Source organism: Gammaproteobacteria bacterium (genome assembly GCA_024235095.1).
Taxonomy (GTDB): Bacteria; Pseudomonadota; Gammaproteobacteria; order Competibacterales; family Competibacteraceae; genus UBA2383.
The window spans coordinates 292,020-306,767 of record JACKNC010000003.1 but is presented as its reverse complement, the minus strand read 5'-3'; the positions used below and the strand labels follow the sequence as shown (position 1 = coordinate 306,767).

Annotated in this window: 11 protein-coding genes; 8 read left to right on the top strand and 3 right to left on the bottom strand. The window is 49.3% G+C overall.

The features are described 5' to 3' along the window. Positions 1-3,155 precede the first annotated feature (3,155 nt). From H6973_18225 to H6973_18215, 3 genes are read left to right on the top strand one after another with little or no spacing between them, the layout of a single operon-like run. Positions 3,156-3,833 (top strand): hypothetical protein, encoded by a 678-nt coding sequence (locus tag H6973_18225; GenBank protein ID MCP5127494.1) that lies wholly within the window; start codon positions 3,156-3,158, stop codon positions 3,831-3,833. Between the two features lie 5 nt (positions 3,834-3,838). Beyond that, complete coding sequence (locus tag H6973_18220) at positions 3,839-6,907, top strand: type IV secretion system DNA-binding domain-containing protein (GenBank protein MCP5127493.1); 3,069 nt, start codon at positions 3,839-3,841, stop codon at positions 6,905-6,907. Positions 6,908-6,943: 36 nt separating this feature from the next. Beyond that, positions 6,944-8,059, top strand: a complete 1,116-nt coding sequence (locus H6973_18215) for a hypothetical protein (GenBank protein MCP5127492.1) — start codon at positions 6,944-6,946, stop codon at positions 8,057-8,059. 7 nt (positions 8,060-8,066) lie between these two features. Here H6973_18215 and H6973_18210 read toward each other — a convergent pair whose 3' ends face one another. Next, positions 8,067-8,696, bottom strand: a complete 630-nt coding sequence (locus H6973_18210; protein ID MCP5127491.1) for a hypothetical protein — start codon at positions 8,694-8,696, stop codon at positions 8,067-8,069. 296 nt (positions 8,697-8,992) lie between these two features. On the opposite strand from H6973_18210, the gene H6973_18205 reads away from it, so the two are divergent. The 5 genes from H6973_18205 (at position 8,993) to H6973_18185 (ending at position 12,546) form a co-directional block, all read left to right on the top strand. Next, a complete protein-coding gene (locus H6973_18205; protein MCP5127490.1) occupies positions 8,993-9,886 on the top strand; it encodes a DUF1738 domain-containing protein in 894 nt (297 codons plus the stop codon). Between the two features lie 384 nt (positions 9,887-10,270). Continuing rightward, positions 10,271-10,564, top strand: a complete 294-nt coding sequence (locus H6973_18200) for a type II toxin-antitoxin system HigB family toxin (protein MCP5127489.1) — start codon at positions 10,271-10,273, stop codon at positions 10,562-10,564. An 11-nt stretch (positions 10,565-10,575) separates the two neighbouring features. Then, complete coding sequence (locus tag H6973_18195) at positions 10,576-10,953, top strand: transcriptional regulator (GenBank protein ID MCP5127488.1); 378 nt, start codon at positions 10,576-10,578, stop codon at positions 10,951-10,953. A 225-nt stretch (positions 10,954-11,178) separates the two neighbouring features. Next, positions 11,179-12,039, top strand: coding sequence for a CHAP domain-containing protein (locus H6973_18190; GenBank protein MCP5127487.1), 861 nt, complete (start codon positions 11,179-11,181; stop codon positions 12,037-12,039). 39 nt (positions 12,040-12,078) lie between these two features. Further along, a complete protein-coding gene (locus H6973_18185; protein MCP5127486.1) occupies positions 12,079-12,546 on the top strand; it encodes a helix-turn-helix domain-containing protein in 468 nt (155 codons plus the stop codon). 13 nt (positions 12,547-12,559) lie between these two features. Here the strand turns inward: H6973_18185 and H6973_18180 are convergent, their stop codons facing one another. Continuing rightward, the gene (locus tag H6973_18180; GenBank protein ID MCP5127485.1) at positions 12,560-13,075 is read right to left on the bottom strand and encodes a hypothetical protein; all 516 of its coding nucleotides are present in this window, start codon (positions 13,073-13,075) and stop codon (positions 12,560-12,562) included. A 17-nt stretch (positions 13,076-13,092) separates the two neighbouring features. Continuing rightward, complete coding sequence (locus H6973_18175; GenBank protein MCP5127484.1) at positions 13,093-14,334, bottom strand: ImmA/IrrE family metallo-endopeptidase; 1,242 nt, start codon at positions 14,332-14,334, stop codon at positions 13,093-13,095. Positions 14,335-14,748: the final 414 nt, after the last annotated feature.

Here is a 14,748-nt window from a genome sequence, read left to right as displayed (position 1 = left end):
ACCGCCTCAACCGCCCACTCCTACTCAAAGCACACTCCCACACTCCAGCATTTAAAACACTCGTATCGACATTCACGAGCACCGGTGGCTTAGTCCGGCTGCTAGAGTGCTTCCCGGATTAGTGAAGCTCTGCATTTCTGAAGTCACGTCGCTAGGGCTTGTCGCCCAGTCCTTCAACCTATGTACCCAACTCCCGTCAGGCCATACTTTCCTTGAAGAATAAATCCTTCAAGATTTCAGCCAACCGAACCTAGAAGCATTCGCTTACCGGCGGTTGAAGGCTATTTGCTGTTCGGCACCGTCTCTTCAGAAACTTACTGGCAAGCCCTTTCGGGCCTCTCATGGTTGAGCTATTCGCGGTCCTGCATTTCTCAGGAACCCCGGATCAGTCAAATCCGGTCATTATTGTCGCCAATAATGAACTCCCCACGCCAGCCAGGTTAAACGAACCCAGAAGGTCCAGAATCCCCTGGACGGGATTTTCACCCGCTTGGAATCTTCACGACCTAATACCAGTTTCCAACTCGTATCAGGCTGGTCTCCGTCGCCCAGGTAAACCTTGTAGAAAAGAGAAAAGAACTATCGGATAGAACGTCGGGATTACTCTCCAAGGCATCCATAGAACCCTTGTAAGGATTACTCCGGCGAGCCTCCGTCGATCCGGACAAGCACCTCTCGATGCATCCGGCTCTACGCGCACAATACTGATGAGGAGCCACCCTCATTCCCTTAGCCAAATGGTGAGTTTGGTTTACCGGGCGTACTGGGCCGTATCAACAGTGTCAGCCACGTTTTCCTATTCGTGATGACTCCTTGAGCATTAATGCAAATCAAGGTCTGTAGGGAAGGGGAAAAATGAGAAATCTTGCTCTCTTTATGTGGGATATGAAAAGATATTCATGGATTTTTAGTGCTATTTATCGGGTAGTTAACCTCTTCTATTGAAGTGATAGCTGTTAATTTTATTCTACTTCTTAAGGCTATAGACTCTGATATTCTTATCTCTTATGGCGGTGATTTAAGGGGGGAAAGCCTTCCCCCTGGTCTCAACCAGCAAGCTGTTTTCGACACACCCCCTTCTACGGGGACACCCCGTAACGCCCCGAATTTTTATACAAGATTTTGGGGTTAATTCCTGCATCTTGGTTGGCGAATTGATGTAACCTTTTGCATAAATCGGGGAAACTCCAGCGCCCTTTAGATGAGCACACTCCTGCTAATCCCATCCCTTGCAGTGCTTATTCCGCGTTGCGGAAAACGCACTACCCACCCCCATCAATAAGGAATCGCTGTCGCTCAGCCCCGTTTGCTGGCCATCTCTAGGCAATTCCCCAGGACTTCGTCCTTGGGAGATTCCCTAAAGATAGCCATGCCGCTCCGCTTATTCCGCTTTGCGGAAAACGCTCCTCTCCAATTTAGCGTATATTCCCGCTTGACAGCGGGATATACACACTCACTCTTTTTTCTCATACCCCACTCTTTCCTCTTTCCAACTTTCGGGGTTATCTCGCCCCTTGCAGCGTTTATTCCGCTTCGCGGAAAACACACTGCCCACATCCCCACTAATAAAGAATCGCTGCGCGATCTGTAGCTTTTTGCCTCATGCCTCCAGGATTCCCTAGCGCTTCGCGCTTGGGAAATCCTTACACCATTCGGCATCTGCTAAGCCACAATCTATCGATATACCCCCATACTAAAACACAGATAAATCCTGATTTTTGCATGTAAACAACACAGTTCTTAGAATCCACATACGTCCTCAAGGTGCGTGGCCCTCATTCGTGACTTCATCCCTCTCAATCAAAAGAACTGAGCGTGCATTCCCGCTTATCAGCGGGAAATACACACTCGTTCTTTTCAAACACTCTGCTTTCTCTTGCCCCCAGCTTTCGGAGTTAGCTCACCCCTTGCAGTGCTTATTCCGCTTCGCGGAAAACGCACTACCCACCCACCAACCAATAAGGAATCGCTTCGCTCACCCAGTTTGTTGCCCATTCCTAGAGAATTCCCTAGGACTTCGTCCTTGGGAGATTCCCTAGGAATGGCCGTCGCTCCGCTTATTCCGCTTCGCGGAAAACGCTCCTCTCTAATGAGGACTCGCTACACGAGCCGCTTTATCTACCTTATGCCTCCAGGATTCCCTAGCGCTTCGCGCTTGGGAAATCCTGTCGCCATTCGGCATCTGCTAAGCCACAAACTATCGACATACCCCACACTAAAACACAGATAAATCCTGATTTTTGCATGTAAACAACACAGTTCTTAGAATCAACATACTCCCATAATGTGCGTGGCCCTCATTCGTGACTTCATCCCTCTCAATCAAAAGAACTGAGTGTGCATTCCCGCTTATCAGCGGGAAATACACACTCGTTCTTTTCAAACACTCTGCTTTATCTTATCACCCACCTTCGGAGTTAGCTCACCCCTTGCAGTGTTTATTCCGCTTCGCGGAAAACACACTGCCCACCCAACCAATAAGGAATCGCTTCGCTCACCCAGCTTGCTGCCCATTCCTAGGAAATTCCCCAGGACTTCGTCCTCGGGAGATTCCCTAGGAATGGCCGCCACTCCGCTTATTCCGCTTCGCGGAAAACGCTCCCCCCCAATAAAGAATCGCTACCGCTCAGCCCAGATTATTGCCCGCATCTGGAAATTCCCCAGGACTTCGTCCTTGGGAGATTCCCAGATACGGCCCCGCCGCATCCCCCCACCAGGGCGCAATAGGCTCCTGGACGGAGCCTAGCGCCCTTGTTCGCTGGACGCTCACGCCTGGACGGCTTGCCTCAAGCGTGCTGGGGCACGCTGTGAGGCCACCCCTAGGCCGGGGTGTGGCCCCTGGGTCGGGGCCTGCAAGCCTAGGCCGGCTTGCTTGGGTACTTCCGACCCCTGGACGGGGTCTCCATACCCCGCGTGCTGGGGCACGCGCGCCCCTTGGCCGGGGCGCCAGTCCCCTAGGGGGGACTGTAGGTTGGGCCGTACACCTATTAATCGTGTAACCATTGTTTGAGTTAGTATTACTACTAATAATCAATATCTTGTGATGAGACTTACCCTACACCATACCTTGGTGTAGGGGGGATAAAGGATGGTGTAGGGCGGAAGAATGGGGGGTTCATGTCCTAAACTTGCCGGAAGCAACCCAGGAGTTTCTGATGCCACTAACGGAGAGGGATGAGGAGGTCTTAAAACATGTGGCGCGCTACCGCTTGACCACCACCGATGCTTTGCGGCGGTTGTTCTTCCCAGAGGCCAAGCCCGGCGGGGAGAAGAATATCGTACGGCGTTTGACGGGGGATTACCTTCAGCCACAGCCGCTCTATGGTAAGCGCGTTTACTACCAATTGACGCCCAAGGCCGCTAAGGTTTTGGGGGAATCTGAGGAAAGCGCCACCCCTTTTGGGCCTCAAGCGTTAGTCCGGCTTTATGGTGTGCTGGCGTTTTGTTGTCTGGGAAAAACAATCAGGCCGGTGTTTACCAGAACGGAATTTATTCAGGCGTTTTCTGGCTTTGCTCAGGCGCTGGATCTGGGGCAAAACCATTTCTATTTAGATTTTGATGGAAAGACGACGCGACTCGGGCAAATCCTCGTTGAACAGGGGGGAGAGTATCAGCGCCTGGTGAATAAATGCCGCAAACTCATTGAGCGGGGTAGGGAGTTGCCTGGTTTTCAGGAAATCATTAATGATGAATTATTTGTTATCTCAATTGTTTTGGCTGAGGAGAGTAAGCGCGAGATGCTTCTTTCTCACTTGCGCAAAAATCCACTTCCCGTCTGGTGTCGGGCAGAAGTTGCCCAGGACCTCGGTTATCTCATGCCCCATCTGGCCTAATTATTATGTCTTACGAACAAATGAGAACTCATGAGGTAGGTCGAGCATCAACCGAGCAGGGTTATCGTCCAAGTACCGCCAAAAAATGGGATGTTTTACAACTCCATCGATTAAAGAATGTTGCCGAACTGGGACTGGATTACCGAACCCAACCGGTCTTAAATCGCCAGGACGGTCATTATGCCATTTTTATCATTGGATTGATTGGCTTTTTGAGTATGCTACTCAATACTTCTGGTTCTTTGACCAGCCGTTATCTGGAGACACCTTTTATCTTTGCTTTGTTCAGTGCTATCGGCATTCTGGTCGGTTTGTATTCTTTTTTTACTGACCAGTCTAAATGGGTCGCTGGCGTGTATGCCTTGCTGGGTCCGGGATTATGGGGAATTGCGGTTTTACCTAGCTTGGTTCATCGTTATCCAAGTCTTGGATACGCGCTGTTTCTGGTGAGTCTGGGCTTAGTTTGTTACCTTGCCCAGTGCATTGCCAATCATTATGCAAAGTGGCTTTCTGCCAGTCCACAACTTGTGGGAGAAAGGCGTAAAAAAGCTGAAGCTAAATGGGAGAATCACCACTACGAAGGTTATATCATTATAGGTAGCTACGGGATTCTACTCATCCTGTGTGCAGGAACGCCGATTCTTGGATTTAGCGCATTCTTATGGATAACCTTATTCTTTACTGTGGGTATTGTTTATCGCGCCACAGGATTTAAGGATGTACGAAAAACATGTTCCCTGTGTTGGGCCGCGCTGGTCAGTTGGTTGACGTATCATCGTTATCAAGCCGTGCATATTGATTTTGTCGATGTAAAACCACCTGAGCAACACACCTACCACGGTATGAGGTCTCTTTTTAGGTTAATGGTTTTTGGCATCCTTATCCTATTTATCTCATTTGTTATTTCGCCAGCGGAATTCATGAAATTGAGCATCGGGAAAATCGCTTCAACAGTCATGATGTTGATCGTTTTTCTCATCACGGCCAATGCTGTTTATGTTGCTCTCTATACAGCCTATGACCTCAACGGTACAATCTTCCCTCATTCTGTTTCCCCGCCAGGGCTCTTTAGGAGTCCAGGTGGCCATTGGATTATCCGCAATCTCTTAACAGCCGGAATCCTCGGGGCCTTGTTTATTACCACGATTCATTTTATCGCCTATGCACCTCTTGGCCTCCTGTCCAGTCCATTAGAACCCTTGTTAATGGCCTTTGGTCAAGTGGTGGAAAGCAAGATCACACTCACGACGGTTCTCGCTTACCTTGCGCACTATCAACCGCCGAGTGCGGCCTACATAGTTGAGCATCTTTCTATGGAGGAAGTCTTGTTGCTAAAAGAAGCTGGATTGGTGGCCCAGGAAGAGTTTATCTTGAGTCAACAACTAGCTGATTACTTGCAGACCAGTCCCGGCGCTTGGTTGAGTCTCATGCTCGATAGCGCTTTCATGGGAGAGCCCCAGGCGATTTGGACCCTGCTTCTTAGTGTGCTCCAATGCTTTCTTTTTCCTATTGCCCTTTTTCTCATGGCCTGTTTAGCCGTGTTTGGTCGCAGGTTACCGCAGTATGCCCAGATGTTGGAGGGCCTGAAAACTCCCATACCGGACTGGCAAGGTTATGCCGAGCGCCTACAAAACTCACCGGTACCAGAGGCTAGAGAACACCTTTGGCTAGGTGTTCATGCTACGGAAGATTACCCTATTTTGCTGCACCGCAGCATTTTGGGGGAACATGCCCATTTCTTGGGCGATAGCGGGAGCGGTAAAACGGCGCTGGGTATGGCCCCGGTGCTGGCGCAATTGATTCGAGCGCAAGACTCAGCGATTGTGATTATCGACTTGAAAGGGGATATGCCGCTCTTTCAAACGGCTAAAGAAGGGGCCGGGAACCGATTTAAGTTCTTTACCAATGAAGTTGAAAAGGCCAGCTATGTCTTTAATCCCTTTTCGCCACTATCAACCGACTATGTCAGTTTAAATCAGGTCTGTGAGGTCTTTCTCAGTGCTTTAGGACTCGATCATGGCGAGGGCTATGGACGCTCCTATTACTCGCGCATAGCACGCAATCTGCTGTCACGCACGATTCAGGAATACCCGGATATCGCCTCGTTTGAAGAACTCCGGGAAAAAGTGGGCAAGCTAACTAAGAACCAGAGTGAAGAACAGGATGCCTTTGAGCTGATTGCCGTGGTGGAGTCCTTGGCGGTTATTCCACAGTTGAATTATGCTGAACGGGACCGGGTTACGGAACAGAGCATCAATATGAGGACCGTGGTGAAGAATCGCGAGGTGGTTTATTTCTGGCTACCGGCAGCGATTGAAACCGCTTCGGTTCGAGAAATCGCGAAACTGGCGTTATACACCCTGTTTACCAGCGCCTATCAACATCAGCGCCAAGAGCAAGAAACCCCCAAGATCTGGGTGTTTGTGGATGAATTTCAACATATCGCCTCTCTGAATTTTAAGCTGATTTTACAGCAGGCCAGAAGTATGGGGCTGGGGATGATTTTGGCCAATCAAGCTGATAGCGATCTCTGGAGCAAAGAGGCCAATTTGAAGGCCACGGTCCAGAGCAATACCCGATTTAAGCAGATCTTTTCTATGAGCAATCCCCAGGAACGCGAGGAGTTGGGGAAGGCATCCGGGGAGACGATTTACTATGCCCGAAAACTGGATACGGAGGGTTTAGCGGTTGAAGAGCATGAGAGGATTGGGCCAAGATTAATGGTCAATGACATCATCGCCTTAAGCGATGAACCCGATACCAGCATTGTGCTCATCAGCCGAGGGGAGGGGTATTCACAGTTTGGCGGGTATGCCTTTCCGGTTCGTAGCCGCTATCACATTACTTTTGAAGAGTATCAACGCCGGCAAAACGCGGCGTGGCCGAGGGTGAGTGCTCAGACTTTGGTGGCCCGGAGGAAGCGCCGAGGAGAGACAGGGCCTGGTCCAGAAGCGCCACCGCTCCACACCGTCTATATTTTATCCGATGATGAAGCGCCGCCTGCTGTGAGCGAAAAAGTGGCTTCCTCTTCATGGGCAAAACACTTGGAAAGGCTCTATCAGACGCGCGGATGATTAGGATTATTCATTAGTTCATTCATGGGAGAAATCATGCATAAAGGCTGGATCTTGTCACTGGGGCTAACGATGGTGACGCCGCTTGCGCTGGGCGCAGGACAAAGTGAGGTAGGCAACCTTCTCCAGCAACGTTTGCAGGCCGAACAGGCCAGTCAAACCCATCAAGAGCAAGCAGCGATTGCTAAGAGCAAGCGTGTGGCCTTGCTCACTGAGGGGAAGGCCGTGCTCCAGAAACTGGATACGCTGCAAACCACGATTCTGAATTGGGACAGTCAGATGCAGGCGATGCTGACCAGTCCCGAAGGAAGAGCGCTGGCGATGAACTCTGACAATGTCGAGTATTTTGCACAACTTCAGGAAAGTCCACGCTACTCGATAAGCCAAATTGAGGCAGCGCGCGGTCAGGTTCAAGCTTTGCTGGAACCGGTTCAGGCCGCAGGAGATAACAGCTTTTATGCGCCAAGCGCTGTCATGGTCGGGGCCATACGTGAGGTGGGGGAGCAGGTCAGAAAAGCGGTAAGGGACTATGACCAGTTTCAAGCCGCGTGGGCAGGCTTGCTCAAACGCAGCCAGGGCGTGCAAGTGAAGGCGAATGCGCCGACTCTGGCAATGGCGCTAGAGAAAAGAAAGGAAGAGCAGGTTCAGCGCAATCTCGTAGCGCAGCAAGCCGCGCGCAATCAAGCCATTCAGGAGGCCCAGAGGGAGATTGCAGAGGCCAAGGCAAGAAAAGAAGTGGAAATGGCCAAGCAGGAAGCCGGGCAGATTAATCAGGAAACCGAGAGGTTGCAAGCGGAAGCCGAGCGCGAGCGACTGATTCAAGAAGCCACCAGTCCAAGGACCATCAGGCGTTTCCAGCCGATTTTGGCCTTGGGGTATACGCAACCCTATCGCTCGTCGGGGGCAGGGATGATCATCAAATGGTACAAGCCTGGAGAGCGCAAAACACCTGTTTCCTTTGAGGCGATGTCGAGATCGGGAATGCTCGAAAAAGCGGAATATTTTGCCAAGGCTATCAATAGAAAGGAAAATGATCGACCGAAATGGGTTTATCCCTCCACTGATAAAGAGTGGGAGGAGATGGACAAGCGCTTAGAACAGATTAAGCAATATGCCGACATCTGGATTGAGAAGGGCCTGCTCCTGCCCTGAAAAACCGCTACCACAATTCATAGGGTAGGGAACGGGTGACGCAATCCAGGTGGACGCGCTCAACGTGTTTTGAGTCATAAGCCCCGCCGAATTCAATGACCAGGGTAATATTGCCCGTGGCATCCCGTAGAACAGCATCCGGGAGTTTCTCGTGTCGCCGTTCTGGCGCAAAGCGCTCTTCTGAGACCCAGAGCGCGGCCCGTTCGGGAGCGGTCTGGAGGAATTGAAGATAGAGTTGGGCTACATGCAGGTCATGTGTGGCCTGTAGGGGACGCCGGAGTTTGCCGCCAAAACCGCCAAACTGGCGGGCGGCTTTTTCCGTAGCAATATACACCGTGGTCGGCACCGGGGCCTGGTCCCAGCGCTTTTTCAGGCGGTAACTGAGCCCGCCGAAATGGGGCGTGGCTTGTCCGGGTTGCCAGGCAAAGAGAGGACCGGTCAGGGTCAATTCCGGGTGAGCATTGAGTTTCATGCGCTGGAGGGCGTAAGCACTGAGCACGGTAAGCCGCTTGCGAGCGGTAGCCAGCGCTGAGGGTGAATTCCCCCACCAAGTGCGGGCAATCTGGTCAAGCGACATCAGCCGGACCTTGTGGGTCAGGGCGATGAGGATTTCCCGATCACGATCCGTCAGTTGCACGATGGGTTTTCTTTCGTGGTGGTTCTGACTTTATAGGGCAAAAAAGGGACTTGTTTGTTCTGCCTTTCTTGCGTTAATCCCTTCTAAGCAGTGTTCTTCGAGTAGACGACATTTCCGGGCTGTGACCGCGTGCGAACGCGCAGGCGGCGGCAGCCTTGTGCTACCTGCAAAGGGTAGCGGTATGAGGAAGAATTCTCATGCCGCAGGAGGTTTGAGACGTTGTGGCCGAGCCGATTATGGTGAGGCCACAGAGCCTTACCGTGACCGGCAAGACCCCATCTTTGAGGGGTTTTGTCATGAACAACCAAGAAATTGTCGCCAAAGTTACAGCTAGAATCATAGAGCAGTTGGAACAAGGCGTGAAACCGTGGGCCTGTGACTGGGATCGCTCTGGTGGGCAGTTTGGTCTTCCCCGTAACGGGAAGACCAAGGAGGATTATCACGGTATCAACATTCCGATTCTTTGGGAGGCCGCGTCCCGCATGGGCTATACCACCGACCTTTGGCTTGGCTATGAGCAGGCCAAGACTCTGGGCGGTTATGTCAGAAAAGGCGAGAAAGGAACGGCAGGCATCATCTACAAGCCGCTTGTAGTAGACGAAAGTGGCGAGGAAGAGACAGAAAGTCAAGCAAAGCGGACGATTCCGCTCATGAAGACTTTTTACGTCTACAATTTGGATCAGATTGAGGGCCTGGAGCATTTACGGCCAGCGCCTCCTGTGCCTGAAGAGGTGTTTGAGCCAATCCGCGCAGCCGAAGAGCTGCTGGCCAGGAGTGGCGCACGGATTCTGGAAGGCGGCACACGGGCGTTTTATCGGAAATCCGATGACCATGTGCAGCTTCCCGACCGCTGGCGGTTCCAAGTCGCTGAAAACTTCTATGCCACGGGCCTGCATGAGTTGACCCATTGGACGGGGCATCAGAGCCGGTTAGACCGCGTCTGGGGTAAGCGCTTTGGTGACCAAGCCTATGCCTTTGAGGAGTTAGTGGCTGAAATGGGATCGGCCTTTCTCTGTGCTTTCTTGGGCTTAAAAGGTGAGCTTCAGCATGAAAGCTACGTGGACGGCTGGCTCAAGATTCTCAAGGAAGATTACCGAGCGCTGGTCCGGGCAGCAAGTCAGGCGCAGAAGGCGTTTGAGTATTTATGTCGATTGGTGAAGGAGTCGGAAGAGGGGAGTGTGGCGGTGTAGGTTGGAAGGTGAATCAGTAAGTCCAAGGGATGGGGCTTGCTGGTAGGGGAGGTTGTGCGGGTGGTATGAGGGGCTGTTTAGAGAAACATTTACCTTAAAGAGAAGAGAGTCAATGACAGAGCGAGGTTATAAGTATTGGTTATTAGAAAGCAGCCAAAGTTTTATACTTTCTTTTATGAATTATTGACCAAGAAAAATAGAATAATTAACTAGTTATATTGCTGATCAGTAGGTGGTTGTCTGAGATATTAGAATAGGCCAAATTGTGGCATTAAAAATAAAATTTAAATAAATTTATTATATATCTTAATAAGATAAAAAAAGATTTCATAAGGAAGTGTATTATAGGCTTGATCCCAAATTGGGAACATGATATATTGAAGAATGAGAATTATTTCACGGAAGATATTGCAAGATTTTTGGCTTAAGCACGCTGATGCAGAACAACCCTTGAAGGCTTGGTTTAAGGCAGCGGAGTTAGCGAATTGGTCAACACCACAAGCAGTCAAAACAGATTATGGTAATGCAAGTCTGTTACAAGATAATCGCGTGTGTTTTAATATCTCTGGAAATAAATATTGGTTAATTGTGAAAATAAATTATCCATACCGGGTCATCTACATAAGATTTATTGGGACGCATAAAGAATACGATAGGATTGATGTGAACTCGATTTAATGAGAGCGATTATGGATATTCACCCAATTAAAACAGAGTTAGACTATCAAAATGCTCTTAAGGAAATTGAGAGGTTAATGGATGCACAACCGGATACCCCAGAGGGAGATCGCCTAGATATTATGGCGACACTTATTGCAGCATATGAGGAAAAACATTACCCAATTGAAAACCCTGATCCTATAGATGCTATTTTGCATCGTATGGACGTACTAGGGATAGACCGTAAAGATTTGGAAAAAATCATAGGTACCCGAGCGCGTGTTTCTGAAATCTTAAATCGTAAACGCCCATTAACTATCAATATGATTAGACGAATTAGTGGGAAACTTTGCATCTCTGCTAATGTATTAATTCAGCCCTATCAGCTTCATGCTGAGTCAAAATAGAGAACCCTTTGTGAACAGGAAACCGTTGTTGTCTTGAAATTTGCTGATCTTAATTTCTGAGAGGGAAAGTGTTCATTTGATGTATGTCTTATACAAAGATATTAATTATCAAACAAACGCTACTATCCAACCTACAGTTAATAGTTTTTATATGCTCTCGTAAGTAAGCCCGATCTCTCGGAGAGAAATTGCATGGAATCACTGAAAATGCCTAGTGGTAAGCCTATGAATTGGCTACGCTTGATTGCTTTGTCTCTCATTCTTGGGATGTTGCTCAATTCCGGCATGGCAGATGCTGATAGTTCGGCAACTCCTGCTTTGCCACGTCCAATAGCGGCTAATGATGCCGAGCTGCCTTACACCGATGGTTTTGGGTTGTTACCCAAACTTCCGGCATTTACTGCAATAGAGAGCGCCGCCTATCTAACCGCTGGAAAGCAGGCGTGTGAAGGTCAATGCGTGACCCCGTTTGGCCAGGTGCTGGGGGTTGCTGATGGCGCTACGAGCTACTCGAACTGTGTGTCCACCTGTATACGACCAGAGTTTTCCTTTCTTGATCTGAAAACGGGCGATGTCACGGTCCATCAGGAAGATCCTAAAAATCCGCAACTCCACTATATCGGTGTGACCTATCAGTGTGTCGAGTATGCCCGGAAGTGGTGGATGAAAAATAAGAACATCACCTTCGGAAGCATCGACAGCGCCTACGAAATTATCTATCTCACGGAAGGTAAACAGATTCGGACTCAGGAATCGTTTCCCCTGGCCCGTTCTATCAATGGTGTGGCCCAACGAGCGCCGCGCCGGGGTGACCTGGTAGTTTATTATCCTGACCGTGAGGACCCGGAATGGCGTCATGGTCATGTCGCCGTTGTCGTAGCCACGGACCTGGAGGCCGGAACCGTGGCGCTTGCTGAGGAAAACTACGACAACGCACCTTGGCAAGATCCGAAGGCATTTGCACGCCAGATTCGTCTCTTTAATGTGGGCGGACGTTACACCCTTCTGGATGTCCCCGTGAACAGTGCTACCAATCCAACAGGTGGACAAATTGCGGGATGGATTTATCCGCTATCGGAGCGGTAGTGATAAACGGTCCCGCAGATTATTTTTGAGATAGAAACAATGAGTTTTTTGTTTAAAAGGGCTACGGAGCCAATTGCCCCAACAGCTAGTGAGGTCCTGCTTGCACGGGCTGCAAGTTGTCTTCTTGCCCTATATGCTGGGAAGCATCACGATTTATCCATCCAAATAATTGAGGCTGGACGCCCAACAGAGACTTTGGCGCTACCTGCTTCAGCAGTGCGTTTACTGGTGGATAGCCTCACTGAAATTGCCCAAGGCAATGGGGTGACCTTGATCCCAGTTTATGCAGAGCTGACAACACAACAAGCCGCTGATTTATTGAATGTTTCCATACCTTATCTAATCCAACTGTTGGATCAAGGAGAGATACCTTATCGAAAAGTGGGAACACATCGCCGAGTTCTTCTAAGTGATCTGACCAAGTACAAAAATCGGATTGATAAGGAAAGAATGAAAATTTTGGATGAACTTACTGAGCAAGCACAAAAACTAGATATGGGGTATTAATATTTTAAAAACTTCAAGGAAGAAGCTCAGCAAATGAATGTATTTTGAGTGTAAATCTGTGAGTGGAAGCCCATTCATGTTTAATGGTATCAGCTTCATTGATAGTAACAAGTCCAGATTTTATCATGGAAAGCATCAAGTCTTGTGTGGTAAAGATATTGATTGTAGGCATTAAGAGGCGAGCTTGTTTTATCGCCTTTTTATCGTCTATAGCAAGCATATAGCTATGGTGAAGAGCAACGGCGATACAAGCACATTCACCATCACCTAGATTTTCAAATTTACTTAACGCGACAAATGTTTCCAATTCTTGTTGATCTGTGACAGATATTTCTTCAAGAATGCCCTGTTTTAAAGCCTCGTTTAAACGGGTAGATTGTTCATAGTAGTGGTCCGTCACTTCTTGTCTTACGTGATCGGTAATTAAAAAGCGGCACGAATGCCGCTTGATGAGGTCCATACGATTAATCGCAAGAAAATTGATGAGTACCGAGGTGTCCGCAATAACGATAAGAGATGGATCTTCCACTAAGCCGGCTCCAATAACTAATCTTCCTTAACAGTTTCAGCAAGCTCGACTAGCTTGCGTCCAGGCAGCTCTAGTTTCTTGCTGAGTTCAAGGAGTTTTCCCCGAGAAATCTCTTCCCGGCGATAGGCTTCAATAGCGAGATGAACAATTTGACTCTTCAATTCACGCTCTTGTCGCTCTTTGCTCTCTGGTTCCTCTAGATCTTCCAGCATTTGCAAGAATGCGAGAAACGCTTTCCCTTCACCTTCACGTTCCAGCAGTTTTAGACACTCCGCTTGGGAAACGATATTCAAGCTTCGTAGCCGATAAACAGTAGCTTGGTAGCTAACCACAAAGTGATGAGAAAGCAATGCCACATCCTGATAAGTTATGGCTTGAGATCCAGGAATAGGCCGGGTTTGGGTATCAATACGCCCTTCGGTTGCGACATCGAATATGGCGTGCTCATATCGGCTGGGTAAGCCTTTATCGAGAGAGCGAAGAAATTCCGTTACTCCTTCACTGGGCATCAGCAAAGCGGCGGCAAAGGCATTGGCCCGTTTTTCGACCATTTCCGAGGAATTATCGCGAGTCGAGATCGTGGCCGTGCGGTCACGGTCAAGGAGGGCATGGCCGTATTCGTGAGCATACGAAAAGCGTTTGCGGCCTCGGGCGTGGCTAAAGTTGACGAGAATCGCCATGCCAATAGAGGTATGGCGTAGAAACAGGCCGGACATCTCATCAGGCAGATTGACGCCAGCCGACCAAATTCCTTGATCCGAGATTAATTCTCCCATGTCCGCAATGGGCGTATATCCCAAGCCAAGCCGCTTGCGCTCTTGGAAAGCAACTTGTTCGCCTTGGCGAACGGCCTCACCAGCGGTTCGCGGCGCTGAGAGGGTATAGGCGGGTGGGCCACTTCGCGAGGATCGGCCTAATAACCGTTCCAGCGAGCAACCTTCCCGACAGAGGCTTAAGCAGCGCTCCACCTGTTCTTTGATATCCGAATGGGAATCGAGGCCAGGAGCTAGACGATGCAACGCGACCAGTAGATCGTTTTCATCAAGAGGCTGTTCGCCAAAGAAATCAGCGACAGGCCGCTTATACAACTGGGCAAGCTGGGCCAGTTCCAAGGTTGAGACAGCACGGTTGCCAGCCTCAAGTTGCGTAACCGCCGTTCGCGGTATATCGATAGCATCAGCCACAACTTGTTGACTCAAGCCACAGTTTTCCCTTGCTTCGCGCAGCCTCCTTCCGAGGGTGTGTGGGTCGAAGGACATAGTTTTGCTCTCCCGTGGGTAAGGGTGGCGAAGAGTTCGCTCCCTGAAGTTTTCCTTATTATATAAATTTTAGCATTTTCGAACAAAAATGGCAAAATAATACTTGTATGTTGGATTATAAAACTATAGAATAAGATTGTGAGAATAGTAATATTCTAAATATTTTCATTAATTTCAAATATATATGGTGGTTCTTATGGCAAAGAAAGCCAATAACGAAGTAACGAGCAAGAAGGCCGCTTCCGCAGCAGCTAAGGTACTACGGGACCCGAAGGCAAGTAAGGATGCCAAAAGCGCTGCTGGATCAGCCTTGACGCAGCGGCCAGGGCGGGGAAAGAAGTAAACAAGTAAGGATAAAAGCAAGCAGTTAATGATTGATTCAAGAATGAGAAATCCACCGGCTCTGCCGGTGGA

Excerpts from the sequence above, each read along its gene's own strand:
- H6973_18225 (MCP5127494.1), top strand. The coding sequence starts at position 3,156 with ATGCCACTAACGGAGAGGGATGAGGAGGTCTTAAAACATGTGGCGCGC.
- H6973_18220 (MCP5127493.1), top strand. The coding sequence starts at position 3,839 with ATGTCTTACGAACAAATGAGAACTCATGAGGTAGGTCGAGCATCAACC.
- H6973_18215 (MCP5127492.1), top strand. The coding sequence starts at position 6,944 with ATGCATAAAGGCTGGATCTTGTCACTGGGGCTAACGATGGTGACGCCG.
- H6973_18205 (MCP5127490.1), top strand. The coding sequence starts at position 8,993 with ATGAACAACCAAGAAATTGTCGCCAAAGTTACAGCTAGAATCATAGAG.
- H6973_18200 (MCP5127489.1), top strand. The coding sequence starts at position 10,271 with ATGAGAATTATTTCACGGAAGATATTGCAAGATTTTTGGCTTAAGCAC.
- H6973_18195 (MCP5127488.1), top strand. The coding sequence starts at position 10,576 with ATGGATATTCACCCAATTAAAACAGAGTTAGACTATCAAAATGCTCTT.
- H6973_18190 (MCP5127487.1), top strand. The coding sequence starts at position 11,179 with ATGAATTGGCTACGCTTGATTGCTTTGTCTCTCATTCTTGGGATGTTG.
- H6973_18185 (MCP5127486.1), top strand. The coding sequence starts at position 12,079 with ATGAGTTTTTTGTTTAAAAGGGCTACGGAGCCAATTGCCCCAACAGCT.
- H6973_18175 (MCP5127484.1), bottom strand. The coding sequence starts at position 14,334 with ATGTCCTTCGACCCACACACCCTCGGAAGGAGGCTGCGCGAAGCAAGG.